Origin of the sequence: Alteromonas macleodii ATCC 27126 (assembly GCF_000172635.2) — a bacterium.
Lineage (GTDB): Bacteria > Pseudomonadota > Gammaproteobacteria > Enterobacterales > Alteromonadaceae > Alteromonas > Alteromonas macleodii.
Genome location: NC_018632.1, coordinates 584491 through 602758 on the forward strand (window position 1 = coordinate 584491; position 18268 = coordinate 602758).

Sequence of the window (18268 nt, forward strand, 5' to 3'; positions counted from 1 at the left end):
ACTATCGGAGTATAACGTGGCTAAATACGAAGTTTTAGCTCACCAACTTAAAGAGCAGATTGAGCGCGGCGTGTGGGTAGAAAATGAAAAGCTCCCATCGCTTCGCAAACAGGCAGCACAAACAGGCTTCAGCCTAATGACAGTGCTGCACGCCTATCAGATGTTAGAAAGCCAAGGCATAGTAAGCTCCCAAGAACGTTCGGGCTTTCTGGTAACAGCTAAAGCGAGCAATGCCTCAAAAGAACGTGTACAGGCCACAGAAGCCGTCAGCATTAACGACTTTGTATATGAAGTGCTGCAGGCCTCTCGCGACCCCCACATGTTCAGTTTAGGATTTGCTTACCCCGACCCAAGCCTTTATCCAAGGCAACATTTAAATAAGTCTATTGCAGCTGCCGCCCAGCAAATTTCCTTGACCAGCGCCATGGATAATTTGCCTCCAGGTAACCTGGACCTTAGAAAAATCATCGCTAAGCGCTATGCCGCCAAAGGCGTGAATATATCGCCTGATGAAATCATTATTACCGCTGGTGCGCTAGAGGCGCTGAACTTGAGTTTGCAGGCATGCACCACACCAGGAGACTGGGTGGTGGTCGAGTCGCCGGTGTTTTACGGAACGCTGCAGGCGCTTCAACGTTTAGGTCTAAAAGCGATTACTGTAACGGTATCACCCAACACTGGCCTGGATGTAGCTGCACTTGAGCGCGCATTTAAAAATCATAATGTGAAAGCTTGCTGGCTTATGAGCAACTTTCAAAATCCTGTTGGATACTCATTGAGTGACGGTCAAAAACAGCAGGTGGCCGCGTTACTCGATAAGTATAATGTTGCCCTTATTGAAGATGATGTGTATGCCGAGCTTTATGCTGATAAGCGTCCACCTCTGCCAATTAAGCATTTTATGAAAGAGGGAGATAGCATGTTGTGTTCATCGTTCTCCAAGTCTTTAGTGGCAGGGTACAGAATAGGGTGGGTCGCCGCAGGTAAGCGTGCCCTTGAAATACAAAAACAGCAGCTTATGAGTACATTGGCAACCAGTGCGCCGATACAGCTTGCGCTTGTAGACTATTTATCCACAAAAAATTACGAGTCTCATTTAAAGCAGCTGCGAAAAAAACTCATCGCTCGTAAGAAGACGATAACGGCGCTGCTTACCGACCTTCTATCAGACGTTGCGACTATTCATACACATAGCGGCGGCTATTTTTTGTGGGTGGAATGCCGGGGGCATGTTGATGCAATGGCTATTTATAAAGAAGCGTTGCGTTTACACATCACCATTGCGCCAGGAAAACTGTTTAGCTTAACCAATGAGTTTAACCATTGTTTTCGTTTAAATGCATCGTTTGCTCTGAATGAAGCGAAGCGCAATCAACTGCTTAAGCTTTCGCTATTTATAAAAAGTCTTTCATAAATAACGCGTTATCACTCTGTGTAACGCAAACCGTAGTTTTTGCACATTATGTATAGGGTGCAGGTTTGAAATAAGAAAAACATCCACCTTAAAAATCTGCGACTTCAAAGCCTACGCCTTAAATATCTGCGCCTTAAAAACTATTGCAACTGATCTATAAAGAAAGCCCTAATCTGTTTCTATTTTAACGGCCTTAAATCCCTACCATTAGCGCAAAATTTTCGGAGAAAGCTAATGACGGCAGTTAAAATTCGGCAAGAAGACATCATTGCTTGTACACCCGTAGAAAGCAAAAAAATCTATATCCGTGAGGAAACTGGGCACTTTCAAAAAATACGTCGATACTTGAATGTAGTATTAGTGACGCTGTTTGTTGCGCTCCCCTTTATTCAATACCAAGGACAGCAGGCGATTTTGTTTGATGTGGGGCGTCAAACCCTCACGCTTTTTACATGGGTGTTGTATCCACAAGACCTCATGATTTTTGCCTTTCTGTTTATTCTTGCGGCTTTTGTTTTGTTTTTAGTCACCCGTCATTACGGGCGAGTATGGTGTGGCTTTACTTGCCCTCAAACCGTATGGACTCTCGCTTTCAATTGGGTAGAGCGCCGTATTGAAGGTACGCACAATCAAAGCAAGGCTTTAGATAAGCAGCCTAGCTCACTAACAAAAGTAGTCGTAAAGGGGGCAAAACACAGTGCATGGTTGGTATTGAGCCTTATTACTGCGCTGGTTTTTATGTCTTATTTCTATCCGGCATCTCGTCTATATACGGAGTTTTTTACGTTCTCTGCGCCTGCGTTAATTTCAGGCTGGACAATGTTCTTTGCCGTTTGCACTTATGCCAATGCCGGTTGGCTTCGAGAGAAAATGTGCACGCACATGTGCCCCTATTCTCGCTTTCAAGCTGCGATGTTTGATAACAGTACGTCATTGGTTACTTACAACGAAACCAGAGGAGAAAGTCGCGGACCAAGGAAGCGTTTTTCACAGCACAAAGACTTGGGCGATTGTGTGGATTGTAATTTATGCGTTCAAGTCTGCCCAGCAGGCATCGATATTCGTGAAGGAATTCAGTACGAGTGCATTAACTGTGGCCTGTGTATTGACGCATGCGACAAGGTCATGGCCAAATTTGGCTATCCACTCAAACTTATCAATTTTTCGCGAGCCGGCAGAAATTCGGGGCGTAAATTCACTAACTATCTTTACGGCGCCGCAATCATTGCCATACTGCTCGCAATGGGCGAGTGGGCTATCGACAGGCAGGACTTCGAAGCTTCAATTAGCCGTGACCGCAACGCGCTTTACAGAGAGAACAACGCGGGACACATTGAAAACACTTATACGTTAACCGTTTTAAATAAATCCCGCGTGGCCAAAACCTATGAAATTGCTATAGAAACGCCATCAGATATGCAGCTTATTAACGTACCGACTATAAACGTAGCACCAGGCGAAAAGCGAAATGTGCCGTTTTCAGTTGAAGCATTGTCGCCAATGGCTAATACCATGCAATCTGTTAGCTTTGTTATTATCGATAAATCTACCAACAGTGTGATTGGCAATGAAGTGATGTTCTATTCAGGGAATAACAGGCAAATGTAGATGAAACTTACTCTACTACTTCTACCTGGTAGCGCCCGGTCACAATGTTGCGCTCTGTATCTTCGGATACTTGCCCGAAAGGAATGAGTGCCGGACCCGTAGGATCATAGAGCACGTAAACGTCGCCATCGTGCTCTATGGTTCGGTCATCTGCCATGGGGGTTAATGCAATTCCAAGCAAGGCATGGTTGGGCAGGTAAAGTACAATCATCTTTGTAGTGGGTAAAAAAGCTCTTACCATTGAAGACGCTAACACTGCTTTACTGTCACAGTCCCCTAGGTTCTGCATAAGCACACTTATGGGCGGCGCATACCCAGAGCCATTACTCACTACTCTATCTTCTAACGTGTCGTAAGGGATGCTTTGCAGCCAACTGAGAATTAAAGAAAAATAGGCTCTAGAATCTGACTCAGACGCAACTTTCTCGTAAAACGCTTGAGAAACGGACACCAAAGGTTTTACTGACTCAGAGATGTAACGCAGGTGATCTGGCTTTATGGCACTTTGGTTAAATATGGTCGTAAAGCGCGTGAAGTAATGTTCATGCAAGTAGCTATCGTAAGCGTTTTGCTGTACGTCACGTAAATGCGCTTGAACGTCTTCTATTTTCTCTTCGTCAGTCCCCGACACTTTAATATTAATGGCTTCTCTCAAGGGCTTGATTGTTATTTTTGCGTCCTTGGGGTCGATAGCCTTTGCTGCTTTGGTCAACGCAACAGTCACGTGTCGCTGTGCTATTTTGGGCTTATAATTAGTTTGCCTGAGCGGCAAGTCTTCAATTGACTCAAAGGGAATTTCAAACCTGAGGTTATGTCGCTGCTTCGCACCGTCAATCCATTCGTAATAGAACTGCATGCCGGTATCAGTCTTCTTTCTTTTGAACTCGAGTTGTTCAGAAAGCGCATGCTGAACATGGAAAACCACAGGGATCGTAGCGAGACCAAGGTATCTCGTTACCTTGCTAATAAAGCGCCAAATGTTCTTTTTTTTCGAGGAAGTATGAAGCTTCATTGTTATCGTGGGGTTAACTCAATAATTGATCACTCATTTTGTGAGTATGCGCGTGAAAATGAAAAAAACAAGGCAAAGGCTATTTTGAAGCCTTTGCTAGGGTAATGGGTCGTGCCGGCCCATTACCCTAGCAAAGGGCAGTGAGCGTTAATAATGCATTGAGAGACCTTGGGATTGTGCTACTTGATTCAAAAACTGTCGATTAGTGGGTAAACCACTGAGTTGTTGCTGAATACTTTGTACATGTTTTGCGTAGGCGTGCCGCTGTTCAGGGGTGTGTAAATTAGCTTGATAGACATCATTGTACTGCGACCTGAATCCCATGCCGTATAGAACAAACAAATAGCTGGCAGCGGGGAACAATTCCTCACGAAGTTCAAAATCAGATGAAATAGGGCTGCGGCTTTTCCACAGGGTTAGCCAATCTTGTAACTGGGTGGAGCAGCTCTCTTGGTTCCGCATATCACGCCAGTAAGCAGAAGCTTCACGTTCACTCAACACATAATGAAGCTTTAGGAAGTCGACTATTCTTTCCCATTTTTTTTCAAAAGCCTGATTAAACTGTCGACCAGCCGCTTGGCATTCTTTATATGTTCTAGGCAGTTGTTTTGCTATATGGGTGGCAGATAATTCAATCATAACAAGCGCCGACGCTTCCAAAGGTTCTAGGAAGCCAGCGGATGTGCCGATGGCGACACAATTCTCTACCCAAAGCGTTTTACGGTAGCCCGGTGAGAATGTGATCTTTCTCGCTTTGCTAACATCCACATCAGCGGTTTTCTTGTCGTGCTTTAAGTAGGTCTCCAGTGTTGCTCTTGCTTCATCTTCACTGCAATGCGCCGAGCTATACACGTATCCCACACCTTTTCTCGAAGGCAAACCAATATCCCAAATCCAGCCACTGTCTTGAGCTGTTGAGTGTGTGGTAGAGGCAATATCAACTGAGCTGTCAACGTAGGGAGCTTGGATTGCGATAGCACTGTCGTTGGCCAGTACGTTGGAGCAAGATGTTAAGGGGACACCATAGTGCTGACCAATTAACCTTGCCGCAAAGCCTGTACAATCTATGAATAGATCACCAGTAATATTACCGTGTTCACGACCCACTATTGCAGCAATAGGTTCTGAAGATGAGCCAACCACATCATCCACATGATCCACAATATGTTGAACACCTAAAACCGTTGTCGCGTGCTTTTGAAGTAAGGCTGCAAACTTGTTTGCGTCAAGGTGATAACCATAGTTTGCAATGCCAGCATACGCAGGCGTTTGACGCTGCTTGGGGGCGAGGTGGTGGTCGCATAATGCGGCCTGGGAACATACGGCATGTGCAAAATCTTGCTCTGCTGCGTAGCTTTGCCACCATGCCGCAACGTCGCTTTCAAAGTACCTAAATGGCAGGCTGAAAGGGTGGTAGTACTGATGTTCAATGGTGTCTGAGCGCCAATTGTGAAAACTGGTACCCTGCTTAAAAGACGCATTGCACTGGGCTAAAAAGGTTTCTTCACTGATACCAATTTTAAGAAGCGTACTGCGCATAGTAGGCCACGTCCCTTCGCCTACACCCAATATACTGACATCTGGTGACTCAACTAAAGTGACACTAATATTGTCATCGTGCTTGTGCGTTACAGCGATGATTGAAGCGGTTAACCAGCCAGCGGCACCACCACCTACAACAACAATACGACGAAGGGCGCTATTCGCTTGATGCATATTTTTCCCAAAGCCTACTTTATGAAAACAAAATGTTAATGATTTGGTTTTTCTTAAATGTATATTAAATGGGACTTAAATGTAAGTGGAAACGTTTACATAATTAGTCGGTAGTCAGGAAATAGCGCAATTAACTACGAGTACAGGCAGCATTGTTTACTGCCAATAATACACAGGGAAATTATTGGGGCAGATGTTGGTAGTCGGTTGGGAAATTGCGGCAGAGCAATGTTGAAGAGGAGGTAAGTCGAAGCCGACGTTCATAAACGGAAAGCTGGTACAGAGCCCCTTTATTTACACAAAGGGGCAGGAAGGGATTATTGGTACCAGTTTAGCTCGTCACGTAAACTAACAACTGAACCGACGATAATAAGTGTAGGAGGCTGTAATTGCGCCTCTTCTTGCTTAGCCACAATATTGCTTAGCGTGCCTGTTAGTACCGCCTGCTTTTCGGTAGTCGCCGATTGAACTAAAGCGATAGGCGTATTGGCATCAAGACCGTGTTCAATGAGCTTTTCGCAGATAATCGGCAAGCCTGTCAAACCCATATAAAACACAGCGGTTTGATTCTTCTGTGCAAGGGCTGGCCAGTTGAGGTCGATAGTGCCATTTTTTAGGTGACCGGTGGCAAATACCACGGATTGTGCGTGATCGCGGTGAGTTAGGGGAATACCCGCATAGCTAGATGCCCCGCTTGCTGCGGTAATGCCCGGCACAACCTGAAACTCAATACCGTGCTTAATGAGGGTTTGAATTTCTTCTCCACCGCGTCCAAATATGAATGGGTCGCCGCCTTTTAGACGCACTACGCGATTGCCTTTTTTGGCCTCATCAACCATTAGCTGGTTAATGTCGTCTTGAGGAAGCGTGTGATTGCTTTTGGCCTTACCCACGTAGATTTTCTCAGCGTCACGGCGTACAAGCTCAAGAATTTGCGGCGATACTAAGCGATCATAGACTACCACGTCGGCCTTTTGCATTAAGCGCAAGGCGCGAAAGGTAAGAAGATCGGGGTCGCCAGGACCTGCTCCCACCAAATACACTTGCCCTTCTACTTTTTTGTCCTGAGCCGCGGCTTGCAGTGCTAATTCGAATGCATCATCGGCTTTGCTGTCTTGGCCCTTTTCTACCATTTCAGCAATGTCACCATCGAGCACGTCTTCCCAAAAGTATCGGCGAGCGGTAACGCCATTAAGCGTTTGTTTTACTTTTTCGCGGAATTTTTCAGAAAATGCGCCAAGTCGACTTAAGTTAGCAGGCAGTACAGTCTCTAACTTTTGACGTAAATAACGAAGCAAAACAGGCGCTACACCACCACTACTCATAGCAATAACGATAGGAGAGCGGTCAACAATAGAGGGGGTGATGAATTGGCAAAGCGGCGTATTGTCCACCACGTTCACCAACACTTTGTTAGCGCGTGCTAAGTCGTGAATATGTTGATTAACATCGCCTTTATCTGTGGCAATGAAGACCATATCTTTATGGGTGAGATCACTATTTTCAAACTCGCGTTCAATAAGTGTCACTTTCTCATTTTGCGCCAATTGCTTCACCGTATCGCAAACCCAAGGCGCCACCACGGTGATGGTCGCAGGTGTCTTCATAATAAGCTCTAGCTTACGGGCAGCTACTTCACCAGCCCCAACAATTAGAACATTGAGTTTTCTGGCGTCTAGGAATAACGGAAAGTAATCCATAAAGGTTTTCTTAGCTTCAAATACAAAAAAAGAACTGACACTATTTTGCGCCAATTCTTTTTAATTAGAAAACAACGAAAACAGCCTTTATATTGCTATTAGTTATATAAAGGCTGAATGTATTGCTATTCAGTTCTTACGCTTACGGTTTTCGCGATCTCCGCGATTAGGGCGGTCTTCACGATTGCCGCGAGGCGCTCTGTCACCACGGTTACCACGATCGCCACGACCTTTAGCCGGCGGTGTATCTGACCATTCGCGAATGTTTAAACGCTGACCAGCAACACGGGTGCCCTGTAGCGTATCGCGCGTTTCCTTAGGCATGCCTTCAGGAAGGTCTACCGTGCTGAAGTTGTCATAAATTTCGATAGCGCCAATGTGCTTCGAATTTATGTTTGCTTCATTAGCAATAGCGCCAACGATATTTCCAGGCTTCGCACCATGTACGTGACCTACTTCAATGCGGAAGCGCTGCATGCCTTCTTCAGGCTTGCGGTTTCCACGAGGTACTCTTGGCTTTCTCTCACGACCATCACGGTCACGAGAGTTTCTCTCGCGGCTGTCGCGCTGAGGCTTGCTGTTAATATCTGGACGATCTGATTCTTTAAGAATTAACGGTTCGTCGCCTTGCGCAATTTTAAGCAGTGCCGCCATCAATACTTCAGGGGACGCTTCGTTTTCTTCTTTAATCATCTCAACAATAGGCATTAGTGATTCAATGCTATCGTCTTGGGTTGCTTCGGCAACTGATTGTTTGAAGCGGCTTAAACGTGTTTCATTAATTTCGCTAATTGAAGGAATTGGCATTGCTTCAATTGGCTGCTTGGTAGTTTTCTCGATAGAGAATAACAAGCGCTTTTCGCGATGAGAGATAAATAGGATCGCATCACCTTGACGACCAGCACGACCAGTGCGGCCGATACGGTGTACGTAAGATTCACTGTCGTACGGGATATCGTAGTTGATAACGTGGCTTACACGCTCAACGTCAAGACCACGGGCTACTACGTCAGTAGCTACAAGAATGTCGATTTTACCCTGTTTAAGTTTTTCAACAGTGCGCTCACGAGCAGCCTGAGGAATATCACCGTTTAGTGGTTCTACGTCGTAACCACGAGCAGAGAGTTTATCTGCTAGTTCAACCGTAGCGGTTTTCGTACGTACGAATATGATCATACCGTCGAACACTTCCACTTCCATGATACGCGTTAGCGCTTCAAGCTTGTGGTGTGGTGCAATTTGGCAATAACGCTGGCGAATGGTGCTAGCTGTACTTACCTTAGACGCAATTTTAACGTGCTTAGGGTCTTTCAAGTATCGCTGAGTAATCTTCTTAATTGGGCCAGGCATAGTTGCCGAGAACAGTGCGGTTTGGCGCTCTTCTGGTGCGTGGCTAAGAATAAGTTCAACGTCATCGATAAAGCCCATACGAAGCATTTCGTCAGCTTCGTCTAGCACTAAGAACTTAAGTTCGCTTAAGTCTAGCGTTTTGCGCTTAATGTGGTCGATGATACGGCCTGGTGTACCTACAACAACCTGAACGCCGCGCTTAAGCTGGCGAATTTGGTTGTCGTACGACTGACCGCCGTATACTGGAAGTACTTTAATTTTTTGACTAAAGCTCGCATAAACCTGAAACGCCTCTGCAACCTGAATAGCTAGTTCACGGGTTGGGGCCAATACCAGTAATTGCGGCTTACGTTCTTCAGGATCGATATTTGCCAACATGGGCAGGGCAAACGCAGCGGTTTTTCCTGTCCCTGTCTGTGCCTGACCGAGTAAATCGTGCCCTTCAAGTAAAAGAGGAATACTCTCAGCTTGAATAGGAGACGGTTTCTCGTAGCCAACTTTTTCAAGGGCTTGTAAGATAGGTTCTGGTAAATTGAGGTCTTTAAATGTCATGTCGACAGTTGTGGTCATTAAGGATCCTGGTGCATTAAGTAAGGAGGGTGCGGCATACGATTAAACCGTACTTTTTCGGTTTATTATCGCAAGACGCTATACAGCGATGAACTGGCCTTTCGGGCGAGTTTATGAAGCGTATTCGTAGCGTATTTCGCGATATGCTTGCCAGCAGTGTTGCAAAAAACCATATTATATTCGAATAATGGCAAGGTTGCCACGAAATTGCACAGTTTAGATGAAATAATAGACAGTAAACCATGCGCTATTTTCAATGTGTAGCGATGTGACAATAAAAAGTTGAGGTAGGGCAAGGAATTACAATGACAAAAATGAAACCCAATACATTACTTAAACGCACAACGTTAGCGGTAATGCTGACCAGCGCGCTTTTATCTGGATGTAGTGAAAAATCAGTGGAAAGCCATTTGGCAGATGCAAGGAACTACGCCTCTTCTCAACAAATCGACGCCGCCATTGTTGAATATAAAAACGCCATTCAAAAAGCGCCCGATGCCGCAGCACCGCGCTTTGAACTTGGCAAGCTGTACTTGCAGCAAAGTAATTTTTCAGCTGCTGAAAAAGAACTCAACAAGGCAATGGAACTTGGGCATCCTGTTAGCCAAGTCATTCCTCTATTGTCGGTCGCTTACCAACAGTCAGGGGCAGAAAATGCGCTGGCCGAAGTAGATTATCGCGCAGAAGGGATGTCAGCAGTTGAATCAGCCGAGGTGGGTTTTTATAAGCTACAGGCTTTAATGCAGCTAGGTAAAAACGAAGAAGCTCAAACGCTACTGGCTGATTTATCAACCCTAGATACGAGCTCAGTCTATAAAGGCCTTATTGACAGTTATGCCTTTGTTTTAGACAACGACATGGATGGAGCGCTAGCCGCCACCGAGAAGCTGCGAGAACAAGCCCCCACCAATAAAGACGTGCTACAACAGCTAGCAAAAATTTATCTTCAAAAAGGTGAGCCGAGTAAAGCTGCCGAAGTCTACGGCGTGTATGTGAGTCAGTATCCTGACGACGTAACCAGCAAATTTGCCTATGCAGCGCTACTGATTGAAATAAGAGAGCTCGACAAAGCAGAACCTATTGTAGATGACTTGTTGACCTTAAATGAAAACCATCCGCTGCTTAATACCTTTAAAGGCATCATTGAGTCGGCCAACGAAAATTATGCTAAGGCCCTCGAACACTTGGAAATTGCCGTTCAAAATGGAAGAAGTGATCAGGTCGTGCGTTTGGTTGCGGGCTTCAGTGCATATCAAATTCAAGACTTTGAAGCGGCACAGCGTCACCTGACAATGGTGGCTTCTAGTCTTCCTGATAATCACCCTGGTCTTCGTATGCTGGCAGACAGCATGCTGCAGCTCGGTGAAAATGATGAAGCGCTTGAAGTATTAGCGAGGGTAGAAGGCGAGCAAGGTATTGATGCCGCACTATTCTCTAAGGCAAGTTATCAGCTTTTAAAAGACGGTAACGTAGTCGGTGCACAGCAAATGGTGGCAAAGTCTGAAGCGGTGAGTACCACGGCAGAAGACTTATCTCGCTTAGGTGTTTTGCAGTTATCACTAAATGATATTGATGGCTTAGTTAATCTTGAACAAGCCGTAGAGCAGTCGCCAGAGTCTGTAACGTCACAGGCTACATTACTTCGCGCCTATATTGCTACTAGTCAGCTTGAAAAAGCAAAAAGTGCGGCGAAAGAGTGGCATGAACAGTCACCTGAAACTGCAGCTCCGCTTATTTACCTAGGGAATATTGCGACGGCAGAGGGAGCCTACCAAGAGGCCGCCCAATATCTAGATAAAGCTAGCGAGCTAGAAGGTGCAAAGAATGAGGTGTTTTACTCTCGCGCTAAATTACTGGTAGCCGAAGGTAAAAAAGATAACGCGATTTCTTTTGTTCGCGCCTTTATTGATAAGAACCCCGCCGATGTACAGGCGCTAGCGCTTTGGTTTGCCCTTGCAACGGAAAAGGGGAACGCACAGGACGTTATCAAGCATACTCAAACACAGTTCAATACCAATAAAACAAATCTGAACTTAAGACTTCTTCTTGCAAGAATGTACTCGTTAAACAGTCAGCTTGATAAAACGGTTTCGCTTTTGTCAGATGTAGAAGGTAATGAAGCGTCGCCACAAGCGTTTTGGAACTTAAAGGGTCAAGCGCTTATCGCCACCAACAACGTAGAAGACGCGACAGCGTTTTTTGATCGTTGGCTATCGTTTTACCCGCAAGATAAAAATGCGGTATTGGGTAAGTTGTTGATTGTCGACTCTCAAAAGCAATTTGATCAGGGGCTGACGTTAACCAATAAGGTGTTGGCTAAACGTCCAGATGCACAGTTAACCTTATTGAAAGCTTATTTTCACAGCCGACTTGGGCAGGCAAAACCTGCATGGGAAATCATTAATAGCACGGCCGATGATGTTAAGACTCTGCCTTTCGTTAGAGGCGTAATAGCGCGCTTACATCTTATCGATAAAGCGCCTGAGCAAGCTGTAGAGCATGCCAAAGCCGCCTATGACGCTACGCCTAACTCAGATAACGCTTTGTTGTTGATAGCGGCGCTTGAGATGTCGGGTAAAAAAGCTCAGGCATTTACGTTTCTTGAAAAACACGTTCAGGCGCACAGTAACGACATTCCAAGTGCCATGTTGTTAGCAGAGCGTCAAATCGGCAATGACAGAGCTGCAGCCATTAAAACCTATGAGCAGGTGCTAACTAAAACACCGGATAACTTTGTTGTTTTAAACAACTTAGCGTATTTGGCGTTTGAAGATAAAAACCTTACTCGAGCCGAAGAACTTGCTAAAAAAGCTGTATCGCTGCAACGTGAGAACGCTGACGCAGTAGATACGCTAGCGCAAATTTATGTGGCTAAAGGTGATAAAGCCGCTGCCCTCAAACTGTACGAAGAAGTTTCTGCACGTCCTATTGCGAACGACGATGTGTATTTAAACCACGTGAGTGTGTTGCTTGAACTCGATAAAAAAGCGCTCGCCTCGCGCAAGCTAGCAAGTCGAGAGTTTAAGTCCGAAGCTGCAAAACAAAGGGCTGAGTCGCTTAAGCAGCAGTACGGGCTTTAGGCTCGTATAGCTTATTATGCTTTAGCTTAGATCTAAACATTCCATTTGCGAGAAACGAAAAAGGCCACATCAATGTGGCCTTTTTCAATCATGCTATTGGAGCAAAACGCGCCTAGCTGGTTTTGCTTACTGTGCTATGTTCGTTATTAGCAGTAATCTGCGCCTTTAACTCTCGTAGTTCTTTCATGACATCTTGAAGGGTTGGCTCTACGTTTCCTTGTGCAATTTGCTCTTCAAGTAAAGCGGCTTCTTTTTCTGCTCGTGCTTTTTCGTTTTCTCTTTCCATCACGTTCACCACGATCCCAATCACCATGTTCAAGAACGCGAACGCAGTAAAGAAAATAAAGGTAAGGTAGAAAATCCAGCTTAGCGAGTAAACCTCCTGAGTCTCGTACATTACATCGGTCCAATCTTCGAATGTCATAATTCTAAAGAGCGTTAGCATCGAGATAGTGATATCGCCCCACAGCACGGGATTGATGGTTTCGAATAAAGTACTGCCTATAGCTGCGTAAATGTAGAAAATGATAAACATCAACAGCATGACATATGCTAATTGGGGCAGTGCTTTAACCAAAGAAACTAATAAGATCCTGAGCTCGGGAATGATCGAAATCATACGCAATACGCGGAACACACGCACCAAACGGGCGATAAGTGCCAGTTCGGTATCGTCTGCCGGAATGAGACTAATAACCACAATCAGTGTGTCAAACCAGTTCCAAAAGCTCTTGAAAAAGTAGCGTTTACGTTTTTCAGCCAAAAATCGTATGGTGATCTCTGTCAGGAAGAATGCACTGATAAACCAATCTAAGAATAACGTGACGGATGACATGCCTGCTGGCAATTCATAGGTTTTGGCACCTACGAGAAGCGCTGAAATAACGATAACGCTAATTACAAAGGCTTCGAACCATTTATTGGCTCGAATGCGCTCAAATTTATTTTGAAGTTCAGAGGCTTGCATTTCTATTTATCACTCAAAGAAAAACCAAATAACCAAAGGCTTGTGGTAAGCGCGATTGGCGGTATACTAAATAATCAGTAGTGCTGAATAAAGGCACTTATTGCTTACAAATGTAGGGGCACAAAAGGCGTTTTAAAACCTGTGTCGCCACACGTGACCTAAACGTTTATCTAGCCAAATACATAGGCTTAAAAATAAAGGGCATAATCATGGATGATGAATTACGGTTGTTGCAAGAGAAATTGCATATCGTGGCTGAACGCCTATCTAATTTCGCGCCAACAAAACAAAATGCTGAAGCCTTGCGCGCAGAATATCGCCAACTGCTCAGTGCACTAAAAAGATTTACGCCCGCAGCGTAGCATTCCTTTCTCATCACCGTTTGGATAGAGCCTGCTTTTGCTATCAACTAAGTAAAACTAGTAGGCATAAAAAAGGGCAGCATAGGCTACCCTTTCATTCTTTTGACAGCGCTTGGCGCAATCAACTACTTAATGTTAGCCATTGGTTTTGGTTTCTGCTGGCTTAAGACCACGGTTGATCATAGCCACATCTTCACCTGTCAATGTACCTGCCGCTTGCTTAAGCGTAACCACTGACTGAATAAAGTCATAGCGTGCGCCCGCAAGGTTACGACGAGCGTCAAACAAGTTACGGGTGCTGTCCAATACGTCAACAATAGTACGTGTACCTACATCAAAGCCCGCTTCTGTGGCTTTAAGTGCGCTATCTGCAGACACCACTGACTGCTCAAGAGCACGAATAGTAGAGATAGACGCTTTTACGTTATTAAACGAGCTACGAACTGACTGTACCGTTTGACGATACGTCTGCTCTGCGGCTTGGCTGGCCGCTACGTAGTTGTACTTCGCTTGCGACGTTTGCGCGCTTACGCTACCGCCTTGATAGATTGGAACGCTGAGCGTTACACCTATAGACTTACTATCAAGGTACGGCGTGTCGTAAGCAACGGGTGCGGTTTGACCATCATCAGTAATAAACTCACCTTCAACATCGTCTTTAGAGCGGCCATATCGACCCGACAATGCCAAGGTTGGTAAGTGGCCTGAACGTGCAATGGCGATGTCCTCTTTTGCCACGTCCATGGCCAAACGGTCAACTAATAGAGCAAGGTTTTGGTCCTGCGCGGTCTCTAGCCAGCTGTCTACCGTTTCTGGTACTGGCATAGTCGCAGAGAAATTCTCTGTATTTAGACCGAAAAGGCGGTCGTGGTACTTGCCGGTAATAACACGAAGTGCTTCAAGGGCAAACTCAAGCTGGTTTTTCGCTTGGATTTCTTGAGCTACTGTACTGTCGTAGTTCGCTTGTGCTTCGTGTACGTCAGTAATAGCTGTTAGCCCAACCTCGAAGCGCTGGCGTGTTTGCTCAAGCTGACGCTCAATGGCGCGTTTTTCAGCACCTACAAATTCTACGTTGTCACGAGCGCGCAATACGTCAAAGTAAGCTGTAACCGTACGCACGATAACGTCTTGCATGCTAGCGGCAAGTTGTGCATCGCTTTGTTCTGCAATTTTTTCGGCGCGATTCAAGTTAAGCCAGTTTGCGTGGTCATAAAGCGACATTGTTAGGGAAATACCATAATCCGTGGTGTCGACAGTAGTATCTGATGTAAAGGACGTATCCGGACCAAGCTGCTGAAAGCGTTCAGACTCGGCGTGAGTGTAACCCACAGAGCCAGAGATTTGGGGTAGTAGGCTTGCGCGGCTAAGACTGATTCCTTCGAACGCAGCATCACGTTGCGCTTTCGCTTGGTTTACCAATGGATCGTTCGCCAGTGCTTGTTGATATACCTGCATTAGGTCATCGGCTAGCGCACCAGTTGTCATCGAAACACCGATAACTAGCGACAGAAGTGTTCGTTTCATGCTTACGTCTTCCTGTTGTGTTCAAGTTGCGTCGTCGTTTATTCGTTGAGACGACTTATTAAAACCAAGTGTATGAAAATTCAACCACAAACCGAAAGTCCAAACTCGTAACAGTATTCGATTAACTGTAACAGAATATGTGATCTACCCACGCAATTATTATAGTAATAGACGACTTGTAATATGAGTTTTCTGTTATTCGCTCACACGCCGTATCGCATTTTTCATGCGTATACATGGTTGGTGTGTAAATGTACTATGTATGATAAATCTATTTGAACCATAAGTGTCAGCAAATGAGCAAGGAATTCCTTTCATTTACCTCAAATGACGTCGAAATTACCGACATTAAGCCAGTGTATCGTGGTTTCTTTACCATGAATCAGTATCAATTTAAGCACAAGTGTTTTAATGGAGAATGGAGCGACACGGTCACGCGAGAAATATTTGAACGCGGTCATGCGGTGGGGGTCTTACCCTACGATCCTGAACTCCAAGAGTTTGTGCTCATTGAGCAAGTTAGAATTGGGGCATTAGCCACATCTTCAAGCCCTTGGTTAATAGAAATTATCGCGGGCATGATCGACAAAGGAGAAACACCGGAGTCTGTATGCCATAGAGAGTCGATGGAAGAGGCAGGTATTACCCTAGATAAATTAACCAAAGCGCTGAGTTATTTATCGAGCCCGGGCGGCACGACCGAAAGATTACACATTTTTATAGCAAAGACTGATGCTAGCCAAGCGCAAGGCATTCACGGCCTAGAAAGCGAGTCTGAAGACATTAAAGTACATCGAATAAAAGAAAATACCGCCCTTGAATGGTTGGAAAATGGCCATATTGACAACGCCGCAGCGGTAATTGCGCTACAATGGTTCTTTATGCACAAAACACAACTTCTGGAGCAGTGGCAGACATCGTGACACAACGCAATCGACGAAAATACGTACCTCATCTTCCTTCAATGCAGGCCCTTTGCGAACTGAACTACTCCCATGTTCTGAGAATTTTGCCTGATTGCGATACGGAAGATTTGAGCTATGAATTTTCGGTTGGTGTCGGCCTGTCTTATGAAATACGTATTGTAGAGTCTGCTCGCTACACCAGTACGTTAAGCATTAAGCAAACCACTAAAGATATGCCCTCATATTTAACGCCCAGCATGACGGTACGCTTATATCACGATGCGCGTATGGCAGAGGTTATCAATAGCCAAAATACGGGAGCGCTTGAACCGTCGTACGAGTATCCGAATTTAAAAATGCGTCAGCGTAACGAAAAGCACATGGTGAATATCTTTTTAGCTGAATGGCTAAACTTCTGTTTGCAACACTCCTCAAACGTTACTTCTGAAGCGTGATAACACTCATTCAGCTAAGTGATTGCCACTTACTAAAAGACAAAGATAAGACGGGATATGCGGGCATCGCGCCCTATGATTCACTAGCACGCGTGCTTTCTGATATCCAAAATTACATTGTTCAAGAAGTTGCCAGTGAGCCAGAACAGAGAGCAAAGCACCAAGTAGTCGTGCTGGTTACTGGGGATATTAGCGGCGATAATTCCCCTGAGAGCTATCAGCATTTTATTGCATTGATGGAGCAACATATTGAGCCAGCAAATATAGAATGGTTTGTGCTGGCGGGAAACCATGACAATAATCCGTACTTCGAAAAGTACGTTGGCAGTCGGCACTTACAAAACAATGACTCGTTAAGCTTGTGCAATTGGCAAATACACGGCATGGATACCCGCGCTACAAGTAATATGCATACGGCAGCGGGGGGAGTAAAAGAAAGCGATATACAGGCGCTTGAGCAATCGTTAACTACGTCGCCGCAGACAAATCATCTTGTTGCGCTTCATCATCACATATTGCCTTCAAACAGTTGGATGGATAAGCACTCTTTGGTTGATGCTCAGCGGTTAGTATCGCTTACAGATGAATATCCGCAGATAAAAGCCTTCCTACACGGACACGTGCATTCGCCGTTGCGCCAGCAGATAGGAAAACACAATACGCCTTCTTACGGCAGCCCTTCTACATGTTGGCAGTGGGAAATGCGGCCCGAGTTTGGTGTTAGCAATGAAGCGCCGGGGTATCAGGTGATGAGTTTAATGGGTGATGGCACGGTAAACGTTACCGTTGTTAGGGTTTAGCTCAGTCGAGCTTGGCTTTGAAGGATGCGCTAGGTGCGTTTGGCGTTAAAACCCGTTTCATACTCGCATCGAGTTTAGAGCAAACAAAGAAACAAAAAAGAACAGAGAACACAGAGTAGAGAAAAATATGCAGCACATTTTATATCTCCACGGCTTTTTAAGTTCGCCGAAATCCATTAAGGCGCAAGCCACCAAAGCGTATTTTGAGCAGCATCACTCGAACGTTACCTTGCACATTCCTGAGCTATCTAATTTTCCTAGCAAAGTGGAAGACCAGCTAATTTCACTTATTGAGAACACACCGGCACTGCTTGAAAACGGGCTGAAACTTATTGGTAGTTCAATGGGGGGGTATCTCTCTACGTTTTTGCTTGAAAAGTTTGGTGGCAAAGCCGTGTTAATCAATCCCGCTGTTCGCCCTTACGAGCTATTGCAAGGGTTTATCGGTGCCCACGAAAACCCTTACAGCAAAGAAAAGTTTGAAATAGTAGAAAGCGATATGGGGGTAATCCAAGCATTAGAAGCTGCCTCAATTAAAACGCCAGGTAATTACAAAGTGCTACTTCAGACCGAGGATGAAACACTGGATTACCGCTTAGCGGCTGAAAAGTACGCACAAAGTCATCTGGTTATTGAAGAAGGCGGCGATCACAGCTTTGTAGGTTACGAAAATCACTTGCCTGCTATTGCCGAGTTTTTGCTGAAATAAGCGCATTGCCAGTCTGTACTCGCCCTGCTAACATCAAACCTATGCTGTGCGGCGCTTTGCTTAAGTGCCGCGTACCTCTTTCTTTGTCGCTGGCTT

14 protein-coding genes are annotated in these 18268 nt (G+C 45.3%); 8 read left to right on the top strand and 6 right to left on the bottom strand.

What is annotated here, in order from left to right; all coding sequences use genetic code 11:
* The first annotated feature begins 16 nt into the window (after positions 1 to 16).
* Both MASE_RS02570 and ccoG read left to right on the top strand, forming a co-directional pair.
* Positions 17 to 1414, top strand: a complete 1398-nt coding sequence (locus tag MASE_RS02570; RefSeq protein ID WP_014948195.1) for an aminotransferase-like domain-containing protein — start codon at positions 17 to 19, stop codon at positions 1412 to 1414.
* A 234-nt stretch (positions 1415 to 1648) separates the two neighbouring features.
* Positions 1649 to 3022: a cytochrome c oxidase accessory protein CcoG gene (gene ccoG, locus MASE_RS02575; protein WP_014948196.1), complete on the top strand. Its 1374-nt coding sequence runs from the start codon at positions 1649 to 1651 to the stop codon at positions 3020 to 3022.
* A 7-nt stretch (positions 3023 to 3029) separates the two neighbouring features.
* On the opposite strand, the gene MASE_RS02580 is transcribed toward ccoG, so the two are convergent.
* The 4 genes from MASE_RS02580 to MASE_RS02600 all read right to left on the bottom strand — a co-directional run bounded on the left by MASE_RS02580 (position 3030) and on the right by MASE_RS02600 (position 9370).
* Positions 3030 to 4034, bottom strand: coding sequence for a hypothetical protein (locus MASE_RS02580; protein WP_014975626.1), 1005 nt, complete (start codon positions 4032 to 4034; stop codon positions 3030 to 3032).
* A 147-nt stretch (positions 4035 to 4181) separates the two neighbouring features.
* The gene (locus MASE_RS02590; RefSeq protein ID WP_014948199.1) at positions 4182 to 5750 is read right to left on the bottom strand and encodes a tryptophan halogenase family protein; all 1569 of its coding nucleotides are present in this window, start codon (positions 5748 to 5750) and stop codon (positions 4182 to 4184) included.
* Between the two features lie 317 nt (positions 5751 to 6067).
* Positions 6068 to 7450 (bottom strand): siroheme synthase CysG, encoded by a 1383-nt coding sequence (gene cysG, locus MASE_RS02595; RefSeq protein ID WP_014948200.1) that lies wholly within the window; start codon positions 7448 to 7450, stop codon positions 6068 to 6070.
* A 129-nt stretch (positions 7451 to 7579) separates the two neighbouring features.
* Positions 7580 to 9370 carry a DEAD/DEAH box helicase gene (locus MASE_RS02600; RefSeq protein WP_014948201.1) on the bottom strand — a complete coding sequence of 597 codons (1791 nt, stop codon included), beginning with the start codon at positions 9368 to 9370 and terminating at the stop codon, positions 7580 to 7582.
* 305 nt (positions 9371 to 9675) lie between these two features.
* On the opposite strand from MASE_RS02600, the gene prsT reads away from it, so the two are divergent.
* A complete protein-coding gene (gene prsT / locus MASE_RS02605) occupies positions 9676 to 12450 on the top strand; it encodes an XrtA/PEP-CTERM system TPR-repeat protein PrsT (protein WP_014948202.1) in 2775 nt (924 codons plus the stop codon).
* Positions 12451 to 12562: 112 nt separating this feature from the next.
* Here the strand turns inward: prsT and MASE_RS02610 are convergent, their stop codons facing one another.
* Entirely contained in the window at positions 12563 to 13417 is an 855-nt protein-coding gene (locus MASE_RS02610) for an ion transporter (protein ID WP_014948203.1), read from the bottom strand.
* Between the two features lie 209 nt (positions 13418 to 13626).
* Here MASE_RS02610 and MASE_RS20030 point away from each other — a divergent pair, with 209 nt between their 5' ends.
* Positions 13627 to 13779, top strand: coding sequence for a hypothetical protein (locus tag MASE_RS20030; RefSeq protein ID WP_014948204.1), 153 nt, complete (start codon positions 13627 to 13629; stop codon positions 13777 to 13779).
* A 135-nt stretch (positions 13780 to 13914) separates the two neighbouring features.
* Here MASE_RS20030 and tolC read toward each other — a convergent pair whose 3' ends face one another.
* The gene (gene tolC, locus MASE_RS02615; RefSeq protein ID WP_014948205.1) at positions 13915 to 15303 is read right to left on the bottom strand and encodes an outer membrane channel protein TolC; all 1389 of its coding nucleotides are present in this window, start codon (positions 15301 to 15303) and stop codon (positions 13915 to 13917) included.
* Positions 15304 to 15599: 296 nt separating this feature from the next.
* Between tolC and nudF the strand changes: the two genes are divergently transcribed.
* From nudF to MASE_RS02635, 4 genes are all read left to right on the top strand, one after another.
* A complete protein-coding gene (gene nudF, locus MASE_RS02620; RefSeq protein WP_014948206.1) occupies positions 15600 to 16226 on the top strand; it encodes an ADP-ribose diphosphatase in 627 nt (208 codons plus the stop codon).
* Positions 16227 to 16267: 41 nt separating this feature from the next.
* On the top strand, positions 16268 to 16663 hold the full coding sequence (locus MASE_RS02625; protein WP_014978277.1) for a DUF1249 domain-containing protein: 396 nt from the start codon (positions 16268 to 16270) through the stop codon (positions 16661 to 16663).
* On the top strand, positions 16660 to 17463 hold the full coding sequence (locus MASE_RS02630) for a metallophosphoesterase family protein (RefSeq protein ID WP_014948208.1): 804 nt from the start codon (positions 16660 to 16662) through the stop codon (positions 17461 to 17463). The genes MASE_RS02625 and MASE_RS02630 overlap by 4 nt, the downstream gene beginning before the upstream one ends.
* A gap of 127 nt (positions 17464 to 17590) precedes the next feature.
* Positions 17591 to 18172 carry a YqiA/YcfP family alpha/beta fold hydrolase gene (locus tag MASE_RS02635; protein ID WP_014948209.1) on the top strand — a complete coding sequence of 194 codons (582 nt, stop codon included), beginning with the start codon at positions 17591 to 17593 and terminating at the stop codon, positions 18170 to 18172.
* The last annotated feature ends 96 nt before the right edge of the window (positions 18173 to 18268 follow it).